This is a genomic window from Roseateles sp. P5_E8 (assembly GCF_054177665.1).
On record NZ_JBGCUM010000051.1, the window covers coordinates 1 to 21,432 of the forward strand.

18 protein-coding genes are annotated in these 21,432 nt (G+C 63.8%); 8 read left to right on the forward strand and 10 right to left on the reverse strand.

From position 1 onward, the window contains the following. Positions 1 to 495 (forward strand): hypothetical protein (locus tag ACXRVZ_RS22110; protein WP_458232830.1); only part of this gene is annotated, 495 nt, incomplete at its 5' end. Between the two features lie 42 nt (positions 496 to 537). Here the strand turns inward: ACXRVZ_RS22110 and ACXRVZ_RS22115 are convergent. The 5 genes from ACXRVZ_RS22115 to ACXRVZ_RS22135 all read right to left on the reverse strand — a co-directional run bounded on the left by ACXRVZ_RS22115 (position 538) and on the right by ACXRVZ_RS22135 (position 5,629). Beyond that, a complete protein-coding gene (locus tag ACXRVZ_RS22115) occupies positions 538 to 2,091 on the reverse strand; it encodes an outer membrane protein assembly factor BamB family protein (RefSeq protein WP_457418477.1) in 1,554 nt (517 codons plus the stop codon). Between the two features lie 275 nt (positions 2,092 to 2,366). Next, the gene (locus tag ACXRVZ_RS22120) at positions 2,367 to 2,813 is read right to left on the reverse strand and encodes a hypothetical protein (protein WP_457418479.1); all 447 of its coding nucleotides are present in this window, start codon (positions 2,811 to 2,813) and stop codon (positions 2,367 to 2,369) included. 162 nt (positions 2,814 to 2,975) lie between these two features. Next, on the reverse strand, positions 2,976 to 3,893 hold the full coding sequence (locus ACXRVZ_RS22125; RefSeq protein ID WP_457418481.1) for an alpha/beta hydrolase: 918 nt from the start codon (positions 3,891 to 3,893) through the stop codon (positions 2,976 to 2,978). 76 nt (positions 3,894 to 3,969) lie between these two features. Next, positions 3,970 to 4,281: a DUF1330 domain-containing protein gene (locus ACXRVZ_RS22130; protein ID WP_457418483.1), complete on the reverse strand. Its 312-nt coding sequence runs from the start codon at positions 4,279 to 4,281 to the stop codon at positions 3,970 to 3,972. Between the two features lie 79 nt (positions 4,282 to 4,360). Continuing rightward, positions 4,361 to 5,629, reverse strand: a complete 1,269-nt coding sequence (locus tag ACXRVZ_RS22135; protein WP_457418485.1) for a DUF418 domain-containing protein — start codon at positions 5,627 to 5,629, stop codon at positions 4,361 to 4,363. 254 nt (positions 5,630 to 5,883) lie between these two features. Between ACXRVZ_RS22135 and ACXRVZ_RS22140 the strand changes: the two genes are divergently transcribed. After that, positions 5,884 to 6,837, forward strand: coding sequence for an alpha/beta hydrolase (locus ACXRVZ_RS22140; protein ID WP_457418487.1), 954 nt, complete (start codon positions 5,884 to 5,886; stop codon positions 6,835 to 6,837). A 14-nt stretch (positions 6,838 to 6,851) separates the two neighbouring features. Beyond that, positions 6,852 to 8,225: a family 43 glycosylhydrolase gene (locus tag ACXRVZ_RS22145; RefSeq protein ID WP_457418489.1), complete on the forward strand. Its 1,374-nt coding sequence runs from the start codon at positions 6,852 to 6,854 to the stop codon at positions 8,223 to 8,225. A gap of 74 nt (positions 8,226 to 8,299) precedes the next feature. Here ACXRVZ_RS22145 and ACXRVZ_RS22150 read toward each other — a convergent pair whose 3' ends face one another. The 3 genes from ACXRVZ_RS22150 to ACXRVZ_RS22160 all read right to left on the reverse strand — a co-directional run bounded on the left by ACXRVZ_RS22150 (position 8,300) and on the right by ACXRVZ_RS22160 (position 12,679). After that, positions 8,300 to 9,382, reverse strand: coding sequence for a hypothetical protein (locus ACXRVZ_RS22150; RefSeq protein ID WP_457418491.1), 1,083 nt, complete (start codon positions 9,380 to 9,382; stop codon positions 8,300 to 8,302). A 252-nt stretch (positions 9,383 to 9,634) separates the two neighbouring features. Continuing rightward, on the reverse strand, positions 9,635 to 11,098 hold the full coding sequence (gene zwf, locus ACXRVZ_RS22155; RefSeq protein WP_458232831.1) for a glucose-6-phosphate dehydrogenase: 1,464 nt from the start codon (positions 11,096 to 11,098) through the stop codon (positions 9,635 to 9,637). Positions 11,099 to 11,266: 168 nt separating this feature from the next. Further along, positions 11,267 to 12,679: a glycosyl hydrolase family 8 gene (locus tag ACXRVZ_RS22160; protein ID WP_457418494.1), complete on the reverse strand. Its 1,413-nt coding sequence runs from the start codon at positions 12,677 to 12,679 to the stop codon at positions 11,267 to 11,269. Positions 12,680 to 13,022: 343 nt separating this feature from the next. Between ACXRVZ_RS22160 and ACXRVZ_RS22165 the strand changes: the two genes are divergently transcribed. Continuing rightward, the gene (locus tag ACXRVZ_RS22165) at positions 13,023 to 13,220 is read left to right on the forward strand and encodes a hypothetical protein (protein WP_457418496.1); all 198 of its coding nucleotides are present in this window, start codon (positions 13,023 to 13,025) and stop codon (positions 13,218 to 13,220) included. A 198-nt stretch (positions 13,221 to 13,418) separates the two neighbouring features. Beyond that, complete coding sequence (locus tag ACXRVZ_RS22170; protein ID WP_457418498.1) at positions 13,419 to 14,348, forward strand: LirA/MavJ family T4SS effector; 930 nt, start codon at positions 13,419 to 13,421, stop codon at positions 14,346 to 14,348. A gap of 51 nt (positions 14,349 to 14,399) precedes the next feature. Here ACXRVZ_RS22170 and ACXRVZ_RS22175 read toward each other — a convergent pair whose 3' ends face one another. Continuing rightward, on the reverse strand, positions 14,400 to 14,705 hold the full coding sequence (locus ACXRVZ_RS22175) for a hypothetical protein (RefSeq protein ID WP_457418500.1): 306 nt from the start codon (positions 14,703 to 14,705) through the stop codon (positions 14,400 to 14,402). A 385-nt stretch (positions 14,706 to 15,090) separates the two neighbouring features. Between ACXRVZ_RS22175 and ACXRVZ_RS22180 the strand changes: the two genes are divergently transcribed. Then, positions 15,091 to 16,791: a hypothetical protein gene (locus tag ACXRVZ_RS22180; RefSeq protein WP_457418502.1), complete on the forward strand. Its 1,701-nt coding sequence runs from the start codon at positions 15,091 to 15,093 to the stop codon at positions 16,789 to 16,791. Then, positions 16,784 to 17,635: a hypothetical protein gene (locus tag ACXRVZ_RS22185; protein ID WP_457418504.1), complete on the forward strand. Its 852-nt coding sequence runs from the start codon at positions 16,784 to 16,786 to the stop codon at positions 17,633 to 17,635. Before ACXRVZ_RS22180 ends, ACXRVZ_RS22185 begins: the two co-directional genes overlap by 8 nt. A gap of 4 nt (positions 17,636 to 17,639) precedes the next feature. Here ACXRVZ_RS22185 and ACXRVZ_RS22190 read toward each other — a convergent pair whose 3' ends face one another. Beyond that, positions 17,640 to 19,607 carry a sigma-54-dependent Fis family transcriptional regulator gene (locus ACXRVZ_RS22190; RefSeq protein ID WP_458232832.1) on the reverse strand — a complete coding sequence of 656 codons (1,968 nt, stop codon included), beginning with the start codon at positions 19,605 to 19,607 and terminating at the stop codon, positions 17,640 to 17,642. 285 nt (positions 19,608 to 19,892) lie between these two features. Between ACXRVZ_RS22190 and exaC the strand changes: the two genes are divergently transcribed. Further along, positions 19,893 to 21,416: an acetaldehyde dehydrogenase ExaC gene (gene exaC / locus ACXRVZ_RS22195; RefSeq protein WP_457418508.1), complete on the forward strand. Its 1,524-nt coding sequence runs from the start codon at positions 19,893 to 19,895 to the stop codon at positions 21,414 to 21,416. Positions 21,417 to 21,432 lie beyond the last annotated feature (16 nt).

The window sequence follows — 21,432 nt, forward strand, 5'->3', positions numbered from 1 at the left end:
GCCGTCACCACGGCCAGCGTCGCCCCCGGCACTGCCTGCCCGCCGCCGGCCACAGGGGCCGACGCGCGCAAGGCCGCCTCAGCCGTCGCCGCGCGGGTCGACGTGCCGGCCGTGGCGCTATCGGCCGAGCACGCCAAGATGCTGCTCAGCCCGGACAACCAGCCGCCCACCCTGCCCGAACTGCACGCCCGCTTTGCCGGCGAGCCGCTAGACCCGGCGTGGTCCCAGCAGATGGAGGCGCAGCTGCGCCAGGCGCTGCTGGACGCCGGCGTGCAGAAAGGCTTCGAGCTGCTCGCGGTGGAATGCCGGCGCACGCTGTGCGAGCTGCGCTTGTTCGGCACCGGGCCGGAGGCCGGGCAACGCTGGGGCGCCATCACCGGCCAGCTCGGCCAGCAACCCTGGTGGGGGCAGAACTTCAACGGCATGAGTTCAAGCAACACCGGGCTCAACGACCGCTCGGTGATCGCCACCATCCTGCATCGCGTGAAGCGCTGAGCGCGCCTGAGCAGGCGGACCTCGGCCGCCCACCTGCGATCTCTACCGGATCTCGAACGCGTACAGCTTGTTGTTCGGCCCGCCGAAGGCGCCGAAGAGGTTGCTGTAGCCCGACCCCCAGAACACCTGTCCCTTGGAGATTGCCGCGCCGGACAGGCAGGAGCCGCCGCTGGAGAACTTCCACAGTTCCACGCCGGTGGCGGCGTCCAGCGCGTACATGTAGCCGTTGCTGCGGTCCAGCGAGCAGCCAAAGACCACGCCGTTGGTCGTTGTCACCGGCCCCGAGGTGCTGCCGCCGCCTGACGGCCGCACCTGCCAGAGCACCTGGCCGGTAACGGCATCGATGCCGCTCCACACACCGCTGGTCAGGCCGCCGGCCGCAGGCCAGGGCACCATGTCGCTGTTGGCGTTGGCGGTGTAGACGCGCTTGCCGTCCACCGCCGAGCCCCATTGCAGGCCGCCGCCGGTGCCGCCGGGGCCGGCCTGGGTCACCCACTTGATCACGCCGGTGTCCGGGTCCAGTGCCCAGTACTTGCCGCTCTTCTGGCCGGCGCCGACGACATCGGTGGGCTTGCCCTTGCCGTCACTCTTGACAGTGAACAACGCCGGCGCCTGGCCGAAGTCGTAATCGGGGCCGGTCGGGCTCGGGCACAGGGCCGGGTCGCCAAAGCCGATGCAGGCCGCGATCCAGGTGTCGGCCGGCAAGGCCTTGGTGACCCAGCGCACGGCGCCCGTCTTCATGTCCAGCGCCAGCACGGCGTCGAAGTAGTTGTCGGCCGCCAGGCAGGCCTTGACGGCATCGGTGTTGGTGCCCGCCGCAATGACGCATTGCCTGGCCGTTTCCGGCACCGAATAGTTGTTGCCGGTGGCGATGTAAATCTGGCCGCGCTTGACGTCCACCGCCGGCGAGCTGCCCCAGATCGCGCCGCCCGAGTAGCCGGGCGGCACCATGTAGGTCTTCCAGAGGATGGCCCCGGTGTTCACGTCCAGCGCCAGCATGCTGCCGCGGAAGCTGCAGCAAAAGCCTGCGGAGCCGGCCAGCGCCTCTTCCAGCGAGGCCACGCCGATGTAGACCCGGTCGCCATGCACCGTGGCCGACTGCGTGATGATGGCGCCGTAGTGGCTGTCCAGCTGGGTGGCCCACAGCAGCGCGCCAGTTTGCTTGTTGAAGGCCATCATCTTGCCGCCCGGCCCGCCGTAGGGCGGCGGGGCAAAGACATTGCCCTGCGTGCCGACGATGATCTTGTTGCCGGCGATCACCGGCGTGGCGCGGGCCTTGTCGCCCGGCGTGCCCGAGGCCGCCCCGACCGACACCTTCCACACCTGCGTGCCGGTCTTGCGGTCCACCGCGTAGAGGTTGCCGGCCCAGTCCGGGAAGTAGACCGTGTGCTCATCCACGGCCGGTGTCGCCGAGACATCGCCACCGGTCGTGAACACCCATTTCTGCGTCAGCCCGCCGACGCTTTGCACGCTGATGCCGCCGCTGTGCTCCTGGTGGCGCGTGTTGCCCAGGTTCTGCCCCGCCGAAGGCCAGCCGTTGTCTTGCGCCAACGCGGCGCCAGCCCCCATCAGCCCGGTCAAGATCAGCCCGCTCACCGCAAGCTGGCGCAAGCGCCGTCCCGCCATTCCGATCACCATGAGGTTCCCCCAATCGATACAGCCGTGCGGCTTTGGGAAGGGCGCCGCCGAGAGGCCCTGACTCGTTGACGCAAGCAGACAGCGAACGCTCGGAGTCAGGCCTGGATCAGATACCTGTGGCCCGCCTCGTGCAGAGGGATTTCCCGGCGCTGCGCCCCGCTCCATTCGAGGCGGGGGGGCGGCGTCCTCAGAACTGAGGAATGCGCTGCGAGCGGGCGATGACCCCGCCCCGCTTACTTCAGCAGCAGCTCCTGCAGCTCCATGCTGCCCGCCAGCTTGCGCATGGTCTTGCGCTCGCCGGAGGACACGTCCAACTTGCGCTGGTCCGAGGCCACGAAGGCCTCGTACTTCTTCTGCACGTCCAGCTGCTGCGCGGTCGTCAGATAGTCCTTGGACTCGATGGCCAGGATCAGGTCGGGCTCGCCCTCGCGGGCGTTGTTCACCTGGAACACGTGGTACGACACGATGTAGCCCTCCTTCTTGCCGAACTCGTTGGACTTCTTCCAGGTCTTGGCCAGGAAGTCCATGTAGTTCTCGAACTGGCCGGGCTCGATCTTGACGCTGGAGAAGTTCCACACCGTGCCCGGCTTGTAGCTGGAGTCCTGGGCGAATGCCGCAGCGCCAACCATCATCAAGCCTGCCGCCAACAGCCCCATCCGGATGTGCTTCGCGAAGTTCATTTTGAAGATCTCCTCACCTGTCGGCGCCGGTGATCGCGCTCGCGCGGTGGTGCGCCGGGACACTGTGCGCTTGCGGCCCGGCTTGCGGTAGGGCAGGTGACGCCGGGGCGACGGGAAGCGTCATTCATCTTCAGGATGCCGGCGCGCGTGGGCGGGCCCTGCTCAACGGAACAGCCGCTGCGCGAAGTGGAAGAGGTTCTCCGCCCAGCTGTCGCGGTCGTGGCCGTACTCGTCCACGTTCCAGATGTGCGGGATGCCGCGGTCCTTGAGCGCGCGGTGCACGCCCTGCGAGACGTTAATCAGCCCGTCCTTGTTGCCGCAGGACAGGTAGAGCAGCGCGAGCTGGCGGCGTGCGGCGTCAGGCTCGGGCAGCAGTTGATCGGCCGGCTTGGTGTTGGGCGCGGACGAGAAGCCACCCACCCAGGCGAAGCTGTCCAGATGCGCCAGGCCGAAGTTCAGCGCCTGGCCGCCGCCCATCGACAGGCCGGCCAGCGCGCGGTGCTGCCGGTCGCTCGCCACGGCGTACTTCGCGTCGACGGCCGGGATCAGGAACTCCAGCAGGTCGCGCTCGAACTTCGCAAACCCGGCCGCGTTCTCCGGCGTGAACACCTTGTCCGCTGGCGGCGAGCGGTCGTCCGCCAGCGCGCGGCCGTTGGGCATCACGACGATCATCGGCAGTGCCTTGCCTGCGGCGATCAGGTTGTCCAGCACCGCCGGGGCGCGCACGTAGCCGCGCCACTCGTGCTCATTGCCGCCAATGCCGTGCAGCAGATAGAGCACGGGGTAGCGCTTCTCGGCCGAGTAGCCCGCCGGCAGGTAGACGCTGGCTTTGCGTTGCGTGCCGGTGACGCCGGAGGCATAGCTGAACTCCTCGACGCGCCCGGCCGCCACGCCGGCGCGCGCATCGGCAAAACCGGCCGGCGGCGCGGGCAGGGCGCGCACGTCGTCGGCTGCGAGCGTGATGGGGCGGGCGAAGTTGGCGCGGGCCCTGTCGGGGGTGGCTTCCTCGACGGTCTGCGCTGCGCAGGCGGCGGACAGGGTCAGGAAGGTGATGGCGATGAGGTGGTGGGTGCGTTGCATGGGATCGGTGTGGGTGGGGCCGGCGTGATCATCCCTTGCGCCTGCGGCGTTTTCCAGCGCGTCGGCGGTGGAACCGCTATTGCCCGCCCGGCAGTGGCTCGTCACAGCCCTCGGCGACGACGATGTCCACCTCGGCGCAGGCCTGGCGCAGCGTGATCAGCGGCGCGTACTCGGGCGAGCGGTAGCAGGCCTGCGCGGCCTGGTAGCTCGGGAACTCGATCACCACATTGCGGCTGCGGCTGGTGCCCTCGACGCTCTCGGATTGGCCCGCGCGCACGAGAAACCGGCCGCCGAACTGGGCAATCACCGGATCCAGGCGCTGGGCGTAGAGCTTGTAGGGCTCGGCGTCGGTGACGTCGACGCGGGCGATCCAGTAGGCCTTGGGCATGGGGTGTCCAGTCAGTGGGCGAGAGGAGCGCTATTTCAATGCATCCCGGGCGCCCACCGCTGGCCCACGGATTTGGCGGTCAGATTTGCGACCCGGCTCCGGCCTCGAGCGCGCCGGCCGGTTGCCCTTTCACCAATGGCTGCCACTTGAAGAAGGTCGCCGAGCGCCACAGCCACTCGATGGGGCCGTAGTGGAAGCGGCCCAGCCACCAGCGGCTGAAGGCGATCTGGCACGCAAAGATGCCCAGGCAGATCAGCACGTTCACGGCCGGCGAGGTCTGGGTGAACAGAGCCAGGCCGAAGCTGTAGAAGATCAGCAGGCCGAAGAGCGTCTGGGTCAGGTAGGAGGTGAGCGCCATCTTGCCGATGTCGGCCAGGGGCGCCAGGCGCCGGGCCCAGCGCGGCTTGGCCATCAGCAGGGCGATGCCGCTGATGTAGAACACCGCGCACGCGGCGTTGTAGACGTCGATCGGGAATTCGGCGGCCCAGTACGCCCAGCCCTTGTCCTCCAGCTTGAGCGAGAGTGCTGCAGCGGTGCCGACAACCACCAGGCCCAGCGCCAGGCTGACGAGCATGAACTGCCACGAGCGCTTGAAGACGGCCTTGAAGGTGGGCAGGGCCGCTTCGGCCTTGTCGAACCAGCCCAGACGCCCGACGAGCATGCCCAGCAGGAAGAAGCCGAAGGTGATCCAGAGCCGGCCGCTGGTGAGCTGGTAGTCGATCTTGGCGCCGAAGGCGTGCAGGTTGCCCCACAGCATGTCGACGAAGCCGCTGTTCTTGACGAACTCGAAGTAGGCGGCGCTCTCCTTCACGTAGTCGCCGGCGATGAAGTCGACCTTGCCGGTGCGCAGCAGCGCCATCAGCTCGAACACCTTGGTCGGCAGGTTCAGCACCAGCACAACGCCGAGCACCAGCAGCGCCTTGTTGCTGAGGTGCCGCGCAAAGATCAGCAGGAAGCCCAGCGGCACGTAGATGGACAGGATGTCGCCCCGCCACAGCGCGTGGTGGGTGGCGGCGATCAGCCCCAGGATGGCCAGACGCCAGCCGAAACGCAGGGCCACGTTGTCGCCGCGCCGGGCGAGGCTGTTCATCTGGATGGTGAAGCTCAGCCCGAACAGGAAGGAAAAGACCGAGAAGAACTTGCCCATGACGAAAAGGACATTCGCACCGAAAGCAAGGCCGCTCGGGATCGTCTGGTACTTCTGGAACAGCTCTTGCGGCAGCGGGCCCGCCGTGTACCAGGCGATCATGTGGGCATAGAGGATGCCGAACAGCGCGAAGCCGCGAAGCACGTCGACGGTGATCAGGCGCTCGTGGGGAGTGAAGGCGAGTGGGGGAGTCATGGCCATGGCAGTCCCTGCGGTTTCGGCGCGATGGAGATGAGGGGCGAGCCGGTTGCGGCCCGGCGGCACCGTAACAGCCCGGCTCGCGCTGTCCAAGCTGCGGATTGATGAAGTGCAGCGAGGCTGGGATGAACTGCCGAATGGAAGGGCGCGGCGTGCCACGGCACATGGGTGCCCCCTGCATCCGAAGTCCCAATGGCCGGCTCCGCAACGCGGCGCTATCGTGCGCCACCCTTCAACGCCACCTCCGGACTCGCACGATGCAACACCGCCTTGCCGCCTTCGCCTTGCACGTCGTCGCACTCTGTGCCGGCCTGCTCGGTGCCCCCGCCAGCCACGCCGAGGAAGACCGCGCCGCACCGCGTCGCTACCTCAACACCGTCTTTGCGGAGCACGTGCGCCACGGCAACCTGGTGTTTGCCGAGAACCTGAACAACCTGGACGGCAAGGTCGAGAAGCTGACGATGCGCGTCTTCGAGCCCAAGGGCGACACGGCCACCAAGCGCCCGCTGCTCATCCTCACGCCCGGCGGCGGCTTCGTTCGCACCGAAGACACCTGGATGGACGACTTCGGGGAGGAACTGGCGCGCGCCGGCTACGTGGTGGCCGTCAACCGCTATCGGCTCTCCGACAACCTCAACTCGCAGGCCAAGTTCTATGACGCCCTCTTCAAGGCCACGTCGGACCAGAAGGCCGTCATCCGCTACTTCCTCAAGGACGCCGCCGGCCCCAACCGTTTCAAGGTCGACGTGGACAACATCTTCATCGGCGGCCACTCCGCCGGCGCCTTCACCTCGATGTACACGGCTTACCTGGATGCCCGCAACAAGCTGCCCGACGCGGGCAGCGCCGCCCTCAAGGCCAACGGCGGCCTGGAGGGCAACAGCGGCAAGGATCAGCAGCTGAAGTTCAAGCTGCGCGGCGTGATCAACCTCTCCGGCGCGGTGGGCGACCTCGACATGATGGACGCCGGCGAGCCCGCCCTGCTCAGCATCCACGGCGACAAGGACGACGTCGTGCCGCTGGGGTCGAACGCGGCCGGCCTGCATGGCTCCGCCACCCTCCACAAGCGCGCCCTGTCGATGGGCATCAAGAGCGTGCTGCAAGTCGTCGAGGGCGGCGACCACATCGACCCCGCCGACCCCAAGCGCTGCCCCGAGTGCCTGCCGCTGATCAAGCGCTTCATGTTCACCACCATGCAGCGCGCTCAGTAATGCAGTCGATAAATATGAAATATTTTCTGCGCAATTTTCTTGTTCTTGGTGTTGCGGGATTACTGAACCTGGCGCCCGCCTTTGCGGCCAACCCTTTGATCATGGATCAGTTCACTGCTGATCCGACGGCACGGGTATTCGAAGGCAGGATCTATGTCTATCCGTCGCACGACATCAAGGCGCCGCCAGATTACAAAGGAAAACCCGACTGGTTCGTCATGCCGGATTACCACGTCTTCTCGTCCGTCAATCTCACGGACTGGAAAGATCACGGCGTGATCGTCTCGCAAACCGGCGTCGAGTGGGCTGACCCCACGGCCTATGCGATGTGGGCGCCGGATTGCGTCTTCAAAGACGGAAAATACTATTTCTACTTTCCGGCCATTGCCAAGAAGGATGACAAAGCGGAGGGCGAGAAGGATAAGCGTCCGGAGTTCAGAATCGGTGTGGCGGTGGCAGACAAGCCCGCTGGGCCCTTCAAGCCGCTGCCGAATTATATCCAGGGCGTGAACGGAATTGACCCCAATGTGCTGATCGACAAAGACGGCACCGCCTACCTGTATTACTCCAGAGGCAAGATTTATGTCGCCAAGCTGAAACCCAACATGACCGAGATCGAGGGCGAGCCGATGGTGATCGACAACCTGCCCACCAAAGGCTTGCTGGAGGGGCCCTTCGCGTTCGAGCGCAATGGCATCTACTACCTGACCTATCCGCACGTGGAGAACAAGATCGAGCGGCTGGAATACGCGATGAGCACCTCACCCATGGGGCCGTTCAAGCAAGCTGGCGTGTTTCTGGACGAATCCGAGAGCGATTGCTGGACCGTGCATCACTCCATTCTGGATTGGCAAGGGCAGTCGTATCTGTTCTATCACGACAGGGATTTGTCGCCCGCTTTCGACAAGAACCGGTCGATTCGCGCCGACAAGCTGTTCTTCAATGCCGACGGCACCATCCAAAAGGTGATACCGACGCTGCGCGGTGTCGGGCTGGTGCGCGCCGAGAGCGAGATTCAAATCGATCGCTACAGCGCGAAGAGCGCCGAAGGAGTCGCGACTTCGTTTCTTGAGGAAACCAATCCCCATGCCGGATGGAAGACAACATTCGGCACCGAAAAATCATGGGTGAAATTCAACGATGTTGATTTTGGCCGCGGTGCGCAGAAATCAATCAAGGTGCGCGCCAGGGCCGGCGCTGGAGGCATGCTCGAAATCCATTTGGATAAGCCGGACGGGCCCGTGGTGGGTCGTGTAGCGATCGACAAGACAGGCGAATGGAAAATGTCCAGCGCTGTTGCGAAGAATCTTCCGAAAGGTGTGCGCGACATCGTGATAACTCACGCCGATGGCAAGGCCGTCGAGGTCGATTGGGTGAGTTTTCGATAGATTCACCGCACGCCGCGCAACGGCATTCGCAGTAATGCCGGGCGAACCGGCCCCTGGCTGCCGCAGGCCCGTGCTCAATAGCCGGTGATCAGCATCGACGTAGGGCGCACGAACGGCACCGCGTCCTTCTTCCAGTCGCCGCTGCCGCTGTAGCTCTCCTCGGCGTACACGAGCGTCGAAACGCCGGACTTCAGTTCGCGTTTCACGACCACGTGGACCTTCGGGTTGTCCAGTCGGTCGCCCACCTGCCACAGCACGCCCGCCGCGTCGAACTTGCCGCTCACGTACGGCCTGACGTTTGCCGGCAATGCGGCGAAGGGCCCTTCGTCGACGACGGTCTTGCTGACGGCGTTGACCACAAAGCGTCGATTCAGGTTTTCGTCCTTGCTGCTGTACCACTGATAGTCGTAGCACTGCACCCAGAGCTTCAGTTCGCCCGTCGCCTTGTCCGTGAATTGGCGCGCCGCTTCGCACACGAGAAGCGGCAGGCCCGCCGGCATCTTCAGCACCGTTTCCCGCCGCTGCTTGTCCACCAGCACCAGACCCTTCTCGAAGGTGTAGACGAGCAGCGAACCGTCGGGCAGCGCCGAAAGCAGCCAGTTGACGTTCGTCGTGCCCAGGTCGTAGGGCGCGTCGCCCAGTTGGCTGTTGACGGTTCGCATCGGGCATCGGTAGACGACTTTGGACGTCTGCGGGACCAGCTTGAACGGCCCCATGCCGCAACCCTGCTCCGGCGCCGTGAACAGCAGGGGGTCGTTGGCCATGGCGGTGATGGGATAGACCCATTCCAGCTTCCCATCCGCCCCGATCTCCTGCTTCATCACGTCAGGAACGAACTGGTAGATGCTGTTGTCCTGGCCGTAGATCAGCTTGCCGTCCGAATTGATCGTGCCTTCGTTCGGCACCGTCTGCTTGAACCCCAGGCAGTGATGCAGTGGGTCTGACGGATCGGCCAAGGCCGGGGCCCGTGTGGGGTCCTGCGGGTCGAAGCCACCCATCATGTAGACCTTGGCGGGGTCCAGCTTCTGGCAGTCAATAGAACTCGTCGGTGTGGGCGTCGCGGGGCTGGAACCGCCGGATTGGGAAGCCCCACCGCCTCCGCCGCCACAGGCGGCGAGCAACAGCGTGCTGGCGAACAAGAACGGCCAATGCTTCATCGATCTCTTCCAAGGTTGGCGCGGGCCCTGGATGTCGGTGCCGCGTGAGCGGGCGCGAATGTATCAGTGCGCCACGGCAACTGCTGGTTGCCCAGAAACCTGAACAAGCTGGGCGGCAAGGTCGAGAAGCTGCCTGACGTGGGCAGTGCCGCGCTCAAGGCCAACTTCGGCCTGGATGGCAACGGCTGCAACTCGATGCGGCGAGCCCGCACTGCCCGGCATGCCCAGACGGCTGGCGCCAGCGAAGGCCCTTCAGCCCCCCGACTTGTTCGGGTCGCGCCAGGCCCGCTCGAAGGGCAGTCGCCACGCATGCGGGGCGATGAGTTGGTGGACGGACTTCGGGCCCCAGCTGCCGGGTTCGTACAGACGCACGGGCGGCGGCGACTCCAGCAGGGCGGTCGATACCTCCCACAGGCGCTCGATGCCCTCGGCGGTACAGAACAGCGTGTGGTCGCCCTTCATGGCGTCGAGGATCAGGCGTTCGTAGGCCTCCAGCACCTCGCCGGCCAGGCCGGTGTCGTGCATGGCGAACTGCAGGCTCAGCTTGTCGAGCCGCATGCCAGGGCCGGGGCGCTTGCCGTAGAAGCTCAGGCTCATCTTGCTGGCGTCGGCGAGGTCGAAGGTCAGGTGGTCGGGCCCCTGGGCACCAACGCCGCTGCCGGGCGGGAACATGCTCTTGGGCGGCTCGCGGAAGGCGATGGAGATGATGCGCTGGCCCTCGGCCATGCGCTTGCCGGTGCGCAGGAAGAAGGGCACGCCCGCCCAGCGCCAGTTGTCGATGAAGCACTTGAGGGCGATGAAGGTCTCGGTCTCGCTCTGCGGGTCCACGCCGGGCTCAGCGCGGTAGCCGCCGTACTGGCCACGCACCACGTCGGCGGGCTGGATGGGCAGCATGCTGCGGAAGACCTTGTTCTTCTCCTCGCTGATGGGCGCCGGCTCCAGCGAGGTGGGCGGCTCCATGGCCATGAASSCGAGGATCTGGAAGAGGTGCGTCACCACCATGTCTCGGTAAGCGCYGGTCTGCTCGTAGAACGCACTGCGTTGCCCGAGGCCCAGCGTCTCGGGCACATCGATCTGCACGTGGTCGATGAAGTTGCGGTTCCAGATGGGCTCGAACAGGCCGTTGGCAAAGCGGAAGGCCAGGATGTTCTGTGCCGGCTCCTTGCCCAGGAAGTGGTCGATGCGGAAGATCTGGTCTTCGGCGAACACCTCGTGCACGGCGCGGTTGAGCTTGACGGCACTGGCCAGGTCTGTCCCGAAGGGCTTTTCCATCACGATCCGCGCATTGGCCACCAGGCCGGCTTGGCCCAGCACCTTCACGGCCGAGAGGGCCGCGTTGGGGGGCACGCTCAGGTAGTGCAGGCGTTCGCTTTCGCCGCCAATGGCGGCTTCGGCGCGCGCGGCGGCCTCGGCCAGGGCGGCAGGGCCGGCCGCGAGCGGCACGTACTCCAGCCGCGCGGCAAACGCGGCCCAGTCAGCGTCACTCACCGGGCGATTGAAGAACTCCGCCAGGGCCTGCCGCGTCAGCGCGCCGAAGGCGGCGTTGTCGAGGTCATCCAGCGAGATGCCGATGATCCGGTAGTCCGGCAGGAAGCCCGCCGTGCACAGGTGGAAGAGCCCCGGCAGCAGCTTGCGCTTGGCCAGGTCGCCGGTGGCGCCGAACAGCACCACCAGCTGAGGTAAGCGCGGCCCAACGCCGGGGGGAATCTTTGCCATGTTTGAAGTGCTCATGCGGTCAGCTGCGACGCTGGAAGGGCAAGCAAAGATTGAACCATCGGGCGGCTCGGCGCAGCCGGGCGCAGGTGCGTGATGGGTCTCAAATCTAAATTCCGGCAGGCCCATGCTGCGGTGGTGGCAGGGAATGGCCGCAACTTGGGTGCGAACTCAATGCGACGCGAGACGCGGCGCTATGACGCGAAATTCACCGCTCAAGTGCATCATGCTCATGATGTAAAGCATGCCGTCAAAATACCGCTGCTCTCCGGTTGGCACTGGGGTTTCCCACAATTCCTTGAGAAACGCCGTAGAAACCTCGCCAGGAGGCGCGGCCAAACTTCCAACTGCGGCTCCGGCAACCATTCCAACCGAATGACGGTCTGATTTAGGCTCGCCGCCCAAGGTATATTTGTCAGCAAAAGTATGTATACCTTGGTTGTACAGGAAGTTCTGGATGCGATTGCTGAGCACAGGCTGGCGCGGATCCTTGGCAAACCAGCTGTAATCGAACGCAATATTGCTCACCGTGCGCCAGCTGTCGTAGGCAAAGATGCCCGGCGTGCCGTCCCAGTTCGGCAGGGGTTTGCCGTCAAAATCCGTGCGGTCCGATGAAAGGCCGGTGATTGGGTGAGCCGATTTCTGGAACAGCTCGCGGCTCGATTCGGCGGCGCGGGCCCAAAATGCCCGATCCCCAACTGGGCCCCAGCGGGCCCATAACTCGTAAAACGCCGGCAGGTGATAAGAGGGGTCAGTGCCTGGAATGGCGGTTTCAGGTACGAACCGAACCATCGCGTGTTCTTCGTCCACCATGGGGCCTACCACCACTGTGCGGGGCGCGCCGCTGGGTTTGAAGCGCGGCCAAGGTTTGCCCTCTTTCGCCGCCTGAGCCTGCTCCGTGCGATTGTTGGGGCTGGGCCAGGGCGTGCTCGGCGGAATGAACGGCGCGCCATCGGCATGGATGCGGAATGGCGTGGTGCCCGTCAACACCGCGCGGTGGCGCATGCCGCGCAAAATGGTGTCTGCTTCGTTCCGGTAGTTATAGATTCCTTTGCCGTTGCCCCAGCGATTGGCCGCAAAGTACAGAGCCATGACGTAAAACTCTTCACCGTCAGGCGCGGCTCCGGTGGAGCGCGGCGTGCCGGTTGTATTCATCGACCACACAAAATACCCATGGGATGGGTTATTTGCATCGGTAACCAGCATGTAAGTCTTCGACCAATTCCACAGGGCGTCGAATTCTCGCTTCTTGCCCAACTGCACGGCGATCATCATGCCGTAGCTCATGCCCTCGCTGCGCACGTCGTTGTTGGCCCAATCGGTCACGTAAGCCAACGGGCCGTTTTCATTTGCACCCGTTTCAAAGTAAACACGCTCCTCCTGGCCATCGCCATGAAAGAATTGCTGAAACGCGCTCTCAATGCGCCCACGAGTTTCGGCAGGCGTCTTTTTCATGCGCTCTACAAACAAATTGGGGTAGTGCCCTGTTTGATACGCGCCGCCACCGTCGTTGGTGCGCGCGAAGCTTCCTGGTGACGATGAAGCAATATCGCCTGCTTCGGCGCTGGCCCAGGAGGCAAGCATCGCGAGCGCCAAAATGGCCGCTACATTGAATCTATTTGCGCGCATAAGCTATTGGTTGATGAATTGTGAAGACCCGCCTGTTCATACACCCTATTCTTAAACAGCTCTGGCTTGCCAGCGGGCCATTTCTTGAGCGCCTGAACCGGCGTCTGATGGCCCGGAGTGGAGCAGGTTCGGGGTCAGGTCTCAAATCCAGATTCCGGCGAACCCATCCTGCGGTGGTGGCAGCGAATGGCGGCACCTCAGGAGGGCCTGGTTTTTTGACCTGACCCCGAACCCCACTGGCGAGCCCGCCCTGCTCGGCATCCACGGCGACAAGGCGACAAGGCGACAAGGCGACGTGGTGCCGCTGGGCTCGAACGCGGCCGGCCTGCATGGCTCCACCACCCTCCACAAGCGCGCCCTGTCGCTGGGCATCAAGAGCCTGCTGCAAGTCGTCGAGGGCGGCGACCACATCGACCCCGCCGACCCCAAGCGCTGCCCTGAGTGCCTGCCGCTGATCAAGCGGTTCATGTTCACCACCATGCAACGTGTTCGGTAGGCCCGAAATCAGCGGGCGGATGACGGGCTCGGGCGGCGGCAGGCAAGACCTGTTGCCCCGCAGCAGGCTCTCGCCCGCGTCGGCGGCCGAGACCCAAGGGCTAGGGGGCGCGCGGCTCATCTCACGGTTCTAGACTGCCCCGCTGCTCGCACCCGGCGCGTCAATTCACGGCGCCGTTGCTCAAAAGGGAGCCGAACCATGGTCACGCCTGCCGACCTTGACAACCACGGCATCGACGTTTTCCAACACGTCAAGCGCAAGAACATGGCGCTGACGGCGTCGCCGCTCTATCGCGACTTGCAAGCCATCTTCACCAACATGGCCGACGAGAATTTCGTCAAGACCGGCATCGCGAAACTCGAGGAACTGGTGTGGAAGGAACTGAAATGGCGTAACGCCAACACGCCCGATGACGAGCTGGCGGCGAATTTCAAGGACCGGTACGCCACCAACAACGCGGCGAAGTTTGATGCGGGGCGCAAAGCCCCGAGCCCCTACAAAGGGGTGCTCACTGAAACGCTGGAAACCGTGGAACAGGCCTACGGGTTTGGCAAGGTGTCGTATGCGTGGGGCACATCGGGCGAGGCGTTCCTGGACAACCTCAAGGCGCGGCGGCCCTTCAAGGACTACGGCGCGTCCAAGGATCACGGTGACAACACCCACCGCGTCCAGTGGTTCATCATCTGCCGCTACCTGTTCGCAGGCGTCAAGGACGCCGCCAAGTTCTATGAGGAAACGGCGTACTGGACGTGCGACCTCAGCATCGGCACGGAAACCCGCAAGCTCTATCTGTGGGACATGCTGTGCGACAACGCCGACAACACCACCGGTTGGGACAAGAACAAGGCCAAGGGGCGCAATCCGATCTACGTGATGGATCTGCTGCGAAGCGACGCTTACCCGTTGCTCTCAGCGTTCGTCAAATATCGCCGGATGAAGGACGAAGTTTCGAAGACGGTGATGTTCGGGTTGAATGATGGCGTCGACTACGACGCGTACGGCGTCATGAGTAAAACGCTCCACCGTGCTGCGCTCCGGTTCCATGGCAAGCCGTTCGCAAGTCTCACGGACAAGGAGCGCAAGAAGCTGGCCAAGACGCTCGGCCAGCCCGGCTTCACCGACGAGTGAAGCCCGGGGTCAGGCTCCGACAGTTCCAAGAATTGGCAGGGCCGTTGGGGTTCACCCCGTTCGCCCCAAGCTGCCGAGCTGGCGCCAATGAAGGCCCTTCTCAGCCCCCCGACTTGTTCGGGCGAGCGGCACGTACTCCAGCCGCGCGGCAAACGCGGCCCAGTCGGCGTCAGCCACCGGGCGATTGAAGAACTCGGCCAGGGCCTGCCGTGTCAGCGCGCCAAAGGCGGCGGTGTCGAGGTCATCTAGCGAGATGCCGATGATCCGGTAGTCCGGCAGGAAGCCCGCCGCGCACAGGTGGAAGAGCCCCGGCAGCAGCTTGCGCTTGGCCAGGTCGCCGGCGGCGCCGAACAGCACCACCAGCTGAGGTAAGCGCGGCCCAACTCCGGGGGGGAATCTTTGCCATGTTTGAAGTGATCATGCGGTCAACTGCAACGCTGGAATGGTTAGCAAGGATTGAACCATCGGGCGGGTCGGGACGGCCGGGGGGCAGGGTCGGGGGCAGGTCTCAAATCCGAATTCCGGCGAGCCCATCCTGCGGTAGTGGCTGGGAGTGGCCGTCCCAAGTCCGATAGGTCGGCCGTCGAGACGCATGTTGCAGCCGCCGGGTCTCGACTTGTGGCGGGGGCCGATTCACCCTGAACCCTGACCGCGAGCTCCACAAAATATGCGGCGCAGGTCAACTGATGTGTAAAACTGCGACCGCCAGAAAGTGTCCAGAGCGAAAGGTAAGAGGGAAAAGATGGCGAGTACTTCGGTGGGATCTGTGGAGAACGCCTTCGTTGAACAGGCGGAGTACATAGACGACACATTGTTTTCTCAATGGCTCGTTCAGCATCCTAACGAGGACGAAATTCTCCGAAAGCTTAAGGCAAGCGGTGCGAAGCTTCTAACAGGGCCCCGAGGAACTGGCAAAACGACTTTGATGCTGCGCGCGCGCAATCAAATGATGCGCCCTAATTCTGAGGTCCTACCCGCGTACGTCAACTTCAAAACTTCGCTCAGATTGGAGCCGCTTTACCGCACATCCGGGAATGCTTCATTTTGGTTTAAGCAGTGGTTGCTGCTTCGAACTGCTGTGGGTTTGGCGGAATCTTCGCAACTTTTAGGGCTGACGCTTCCGTGGCAAGCGCTTTCGCTCCGAGATGGTCAAGCAGCTAGCCGTGCAATTGAAGCATTGCAGGTTGGCTCAATCGAGTTGGCAGCGTCGCTTGTGCCTGAGCCTATTACTACGCAAGCCCTAGTTAATGTCATACGCAGGACGCTCGGGGAAACCGGAAGAACTCGCGCAGTACTGTTATTCGACGACGCAGCGCATGCATTTTCTTCGGAGCAACAACGAGACTTCTTTGACTTCTTTCGAGAAGTCAAGTCTCCATTCGTGTCTCCTAAGGCGGCCATTTATCCAGGAGTGACTGATTTCTCGCCGTCTTTTCATGTTGGTCATGATGCCGAGGAAGTGAACGTTTGGCTTGACCCATCAGACGCAAACTATTTGGCCTTTATGGCAAGTTTGCTCGAAAAAAGACTGCCCGGCGCGCTATTTTCTCGAATCAAATCAGATCAAGATGCGCTAAATGTTATTGCTCTGGCGGCATTCGGAGTTCCGAGAAATTTTCTTAATATGATTCGTGATGCAATTGGAGATGCGCATGGCACGCAGCCAATTGCTAGATCAAAGATTTCAAAGGCTGTCAACAATTGTGCCGAAACGAGTTTAAAAGTATTTAAATCGCTTCAAAAAAAGTTGCCGATCTACGCGCGCTTTATCGAAAATGGCGAAGACGTAGTAAATAGATCTATAGCGGCCGTCAAAGAATACAACACTATTACCACCAAGGCCGCCGCAGTTACTGTTGCGCTGGCCTACCCAGTTCCGTCGGAGGTAAAGACGCTATTCTCCTTTCTGCAATATGCGGGGCTTGTGCGGCCTAGAGGGGACGTGAAACGGGGAGAAAAGGGAACGTTTTGGCTCTTAGATGTGCACTACGCTCTTCTGATAGAAGCTAACGCGGTGGTGCCAAAGAAGTCTGTCGGCTTAAATGAACTGGCCGATCGTCTGTCAAAGCGCGATGCCCATGCTTTTGCGCGAATCACCGCCGCCAAACTACTTGGTTCAAGCGATATCGCAGGGGCGTTGCCGCTGATGTTGCCGCCATGCAATGTTTGTCAAACCGAGCGTGCAACCCCTACCGCGAAGTTTTGCTTGAATTGCGGTTCGCCATTAACGGTAAGTTCAACGTTTGAAATTGCCGTAATGCAGGATCTCGCCGTTCTTCCTTTGACACTGAATCGCGTTCGATCGATTAAACAAGGAAGCTCAATTCGTACTGTGAAAGACGTTTTGCTGGACAAGGACCACACTGAATTGCTCCGCGTCCACATGATTGGGCCTGTTTGGGCTACGCGTATATCTAGATATGCCGAAGAATTTGTTGAATAAGATGCCGGCTGTTAATCGTGATTGGTATAAGTCCGTCTGCCGGCCGCCTGTATCACAAGCGCCAACTAATCTATCGCCGTACGTCACTCTTCTGCCGACCTCAAGTAAAGCGCCAATAGATCGCTATTTGGCTGCCTGCGAGATCCTCCTAAAGAAAGGTGATCCTGCCTTCTTTGCAGCCCATCCCGAGATCGCGAATCTAATGTTGGTTGCTGCGGTGTCGCAAACTGAGAACTATTTCCGGGATTTATTTTCTAGACTTTTGGTTGTATGTCCCGTATCTCAAGGGAAATCGGCTCAGCGTGACATAAAGCTCGGTTCGGTAATTTGGTATCGCGTCGGACAAATCGAGCGTGGGGCGTTTGAGCATTTTTCGTTTGCTGGAATGGATAGCATTATTGAGACTCTTTCTCGATATTTTGACGTGCAGCTTGATCAGAAAAGCGATCCATATGCGCTATTGCAGAATTTTGACAAAATGTGCGAGATTCGTCATGCAATTGTGCATTCAGCTGGAGTTGTTTCCGGAAAAAATGCTACGAAACTTCAGTTAAGAAAAACTAAAAGCGATATGGAGGTTGTAATAGACTTCCAGCGATTCCAGGAGGTCGTCCAGCTTTGCACTGCACTTGTATGCTCGATAAATATTGAGCTGTTCAGACGGTTTGGCGAACGATGGCGCGATAAGTGGCCTACTCATGTTTCGCCGTGGACTGGTGCAATCGCAAATGCTAGGTTCCGGGATTTGTGGTTGATTTTTGCAAGCGATTTGGATCGCGCAGTCGGTCTGCCAGCACGCGCACTTTCCTGTGCGCAGTGTCGCGGTGAGCTGTTAACTCCCTAGGGGTTCATCTGGAATTGAGTACCTTGGCGATTTGGCGGTAAAGGGTATTCCGGCTCACGCCCAGTCGCCGAGCAGCTTCCGACACATTGCCACCCACCGCCGCCAGAGTCTCTCGAATGTGCGCCTGAGCGGAGTGGCGAAGGTCCTGACTCCCAGCAGTGCAAACGATGGGCGTACCGGTTGCAGACGTCTCTCGAACCTCATCTTCCAACTGCCCCACCGTGACCACCTCCTCGCCCTCATCCAGAACCGCCACCGCCGTCCTCACCACATTCGCCAACTGCCGCACATTCCCCGGCCAGCGGTAGCGGCCGAACGCAGCCGTTACCTCGTCATCCAGCCGCAGCGCCCGCTCCGGTGCTTCAGCCTTCAGCATCCGAGCCGTCAGCTCACCTAAGTCGGTCCGTTCCCGCAGCGCCGGCAGGCTCAGCGTCAGTCCGTTGAGGCGGTAATAGAGGTCTTCGCGGAAGTGGCCGGCGGCGACTTCGTCTTTCAGGCGGTGGTGGGTGGCGCAGATCAGGCGGAAGTCCACGTCCACCGCCGCGCCGCCGCCCAGGGGCGTGACCTGGCGGTCTTGCAGCACGCGCAGCAGGCGGGCCTGCATCGCCAGCGGCATGTCGCCGATCTCGTCGAGGAAGAGCGTGCCGCCGTGGGCCTCGCGGATGCGGCCGGGGGCGCCGTGGCGGTTGGCGCCGGTGAAGGCGCCGGGGCAATAACCGAAGAGTTCGGCTTCGATCAGCGTCTCGGGCAACGCCGCGCAGTTGACGGCGACGAAAGGCTTGTCGCGGCGCGCGCTGCTGCCGTGTATCGCCTTGGCCAGCAGTTCCTTGCCGGTGCCGCTTTCGCCTTGCAGCAGCAGCGGGATGGCGGGCTTGTCGAGCAGCTTGCGGGCGCGGGCGAGCAGGGCGCGGAAGGCGGCGTCGCCGGTGTCCAGCGCGGCGAGCGCGTCTTGCGGGTGCCAGGCGGCGTCGGTGGCGGGCACCACGGGCGTTTGGCGGGCGGCAGGTGCGGGCCTGGACTGAGGCACGGGCGGGCTGCGGCGCAGCGTCTGGCCCGCTTCCAGGCGCAGCCACAGCGGGGCGGCGCCGGCACCACGTTGCAATGCGCGCGGCGCAGCGCCGCCGGCCAGCAGCGCGCGCAGGTCCAGGCCCAGCACGCGCTCGACGGTGGCGGCGCCGATGTTCTGGCGGGCCAGGCCCAGCAGTTCCAGCGCGGCGGTGTTGGCGCCGGTGACCCAGCCGTCTTCGCTGAGCGCGAGCAGGCCTTCGGTGACGGTGCCGAGGCCTTCCATCTGCGCGTGAAGCCTCACGTGCAGGCCGGCGCGGAAGCGGTCGAGAAAAAGCTGGTGCTCGATCATGCGGGCGCCGCTGCGGGCCAGGGCCAGCGTGTGGCGGTGGTAGCCGCGGCGGTCGCCGGAGATGTCGAGCACGCCGAGGAGCTGGCCGGCGGGGTCGGCAATGGGGGCGGCGGCGCAGGTGAGGAAGCCGTTGCGCGCCAGGTAGTGCTCGCCGGCATGCACGACGACGGGCGCGCCCTCGGCCAGCGCGGTGCCGATGGCGTTCGTGCCGCGCCATTGCTCGCTCCAGACTGCGCCCGGGCGCAGGGCGACGCGGGCGGCGCGGTCGGCGAAGTGGGCGCAATGGGCGTCATCGCCACTGGCGTGCAGCAGCAGGCCGTGGGCGTCGGCCAGCAGCACGAGGCTGTCGCTGCCTTGCACTTGTTCATTCAGGAAGGCCATGACGGGCCGGGCGTGGGCCAGCAGCGTGTGGCGGTGCTCCAGCGCGCGGGCGAGCTGGGCGGCGCTGGCGTGGGGCGCGCCTTGCGGGCGGCCCTCGGGCGCCAGGCCGAAGTCGCGGCAGCGCGCCCAGCTGGCTTGCAACGGGCCGGCAATGAGGCCGCTGGCGACGGTGCCGGTGTCCAGCCACTGGCGGCGGGCCTGGCGGATGCGCTCGGGCGGGGTGGGGGTGGCCATGGGTCTGTCTCCTGCGCGGCCGTCGAGCGGCTCTGGGGCGCAAAGCCTGCGCCAGAAGGCGGACGGTAGCCTGACGACCCACCGCGTCAAGCGGCTGTGCCGGAAAGGCACGTTGTGCGACGCAGGTGTTCCATTTCGGGACAGTGCTGGCGCGGCCGGCGCGGGGTTTCAACGCGCGGCCGGGGCGGCCCTGGCGCAAGCGCCGCTGGCATGTGCCTTGCGCTGAAGGAGCTGACCCGCGCGCCATTCAGCACGCCGGGCACACATCCATCTGGAGACAAGCCCATGACCGTTTACGCCGCCCCCGGCGCCGCTGGCGCCAAGATTGCCTACAAGCCCCGTTACGACAACTTCATCGGCGGCAAGTTCCAGCCGCCGGTGGAGGGCCGGTATTTCGACGTGATCTCGCCGATCAACGGCAAGGTCTACACGCAAGCCGCACGCTCGGACGCCAAGGACGTGGAGCTGGCGCTGGACGCCGCCCACGCGGCCGCCGCCGGCTGGGGCGCCACGCCGCCGGCCGAGCGGGCCAATGTGCTGCTGCGCATTGCCGACCGCATCGAGCAGAACCTGGAGCTGCTGGCCTACGCCGAGACGGTGGACAACGGCAAGCCCATCCGCGAGACGCTGAATGCCGACCTGCCGCTGTGCGTGGACCACTTCCGCTACTTCGCCGGCTGCGTGCGCGCGCAGGAAGGCGCTTTGAGCGAGATCGACGGCAACACCATCGCGTATCACTTCCACGAGCCGCTGGGCGTCGTCGGCCAGATCATCCCGTGGAACTTCCCGCTGCTGATGGCGGCRTGGAAGGTGGCGCCCGCGCTGGGCGCCGGCAATTGCGTCGTGCTGAAGCCGGCGGAGAGCACGCCCATCGGCATCCTGCTGTTTGCCGAACTGATTGCCGACCTGCTGCCGCCGGGCGTGCTGAACATCGTCAACGGCTACGGCAAGGAGGCCGGCACGCCGCTGGCCACCAGCAAGCGCATCGCCAAGATCGCCTTCACCGGCAGCACGGTCACCGGCAAGCAGATTGCGCAGGCGGCTGCGGCCAACCTCATCCCGGCGACGCTGGAGCTGGGCGGCAAGAGCCCCAACCTGTTCTTCGACGACGTGATGGCCGAGGACGACGCCTTCCTCGACAAGGCCATCGAGGGCCTGGTGCTGTTCGCCTTCAACCAGGGCGAGGTCTGCACCTGCCCGAGCCGCGCGCTCATCCAGGAGGGGATGTTCGACAAGTTCATGGAGCGCGCCGTCAAGCGCGTGGCGGCCATCAAGCAGGGCAACCCGCTGGACACCGAGACCATGATGGGCGCCCAGGCCTCGGCCGTGCAGATGGACAAGATCGAGACCTACCTGGCGCTGGGCAAGGAGGAGGGCGCCAAGGTGCTGATCGGCGGCAATCGCGCGCAGCTGGGCGGCGACCTGGCGGGCGGCTACTACATCCAGCCGACGCTGTTCCAGGGGAACAACCAGATGCGGATCTTCCGCGAGGAGATCTTCGGCCCCGTGCTGGCCGTGACGACCTTCAAGACCGAGGCCGAGGCGCTGCAGATCGCCAACGACACGCCCTACGGCCTGGGCGCCGGCGTGTGGACGCGTGACGGCAGCCGCGCGTATCGGCTGGGTCGCGCCATCCAGGCCGGCCGTGTGTGGACCAACTGCTATCACGCCTACCCGGCGCACGCGGCCTTCGGCGGCTACAAGGAATCGGGCATCGGCCGCGAGACGCACAAGGGCATGCTGGACAGCTACCAGCAGACGAAGAACCTGCTGGTGAGCTACAGCCCCAACGCACTGGGCTTCTTCTGATCCCGACCTGAACGGC

Bases quoted from the DNA above. Each gene is read 5' to 3' on its own strand.
- ACXRVZ_RS22170 (WP_457418498.1), top strand. From the start codon at position 13,419: ATGGTCACGCCTGCCGACCTTGACAACCACGGCATCGACGTTTTCCAA.
- ACXRVZ_RS22130 (WP_457418483.1), bottom strand. From the start codon at position 4,281: ATGCCCAAGGCCTACTGGATCGCCCGCGTCGACGTCACCGACGCCGAG.
- ACXRVZ_RS22125 (WP_457418481.1), bottom strand. From the start codon at position 3,893: ATGCAACGCACCCACCACCTCATCGCCATCACCTTCCTGACCCTGTCC.
- ACXRVZ_RS22150 (WP_457418491.1), bottom strand. From the start codon at position 9,382: ATGAAGCATTGGCCGTTCTTGTTCGCCAGCACGCTGTTGCTCGCCGCC.
- ACXRVZ_RS22180 (WP_457418502.1), top strand. From the start codon at position 15,091: ATGGCGAGTACTTCGGTGGGATCTGTGGAGAACGCCTTCGTTGAACAG.
- ACXRVZ_RS22145 (WP_457418489.1), top strand. From the start codon at position 6,852: ATGAAATATTTTCTGCGCAATTTTCTTGTTCTTGGTGTTGCGGGATTA.
- ACXRVZ_RS22140 (WP_457418487.1), top strand. From the start codon at position 5,884: ATGCAACACCGCCTTGCCGCCTTCGCCTTGCACGTCGTCGCACTCTGT.
- ACXRVZ_RS22160 (WP_457418494.1), bottom strand. From the start codon at position 12,679: ATGCTTGCCTCCTGGGCCAGCGCCGAAGCAGGCGATATTGCTTCATCG.
- ACXRVZ_RS22120 (WP_457418479.1), bottom strand. From the start codon at position 2,813: ATGAACTTCGCGAAGCACATCCGGATGGGGCTGTTGGCGGCAGGCTTG.
- ACXRVZ_RS22190 (WP_458232832.1), bottom strand. From the start codon at position 19,607: ATGGCCACCCCCACCCCGCCCGAGCGCATCCGCCAGGCCCGCCGCCAG.
- ACXRVZ_RS22135 (WP_457418485.1), bottom strand. From the start codon at position 5,629: ATGGCCATGACTCCCCCACTCGCCTTCACTCCCCACGAGCGCCTGATC.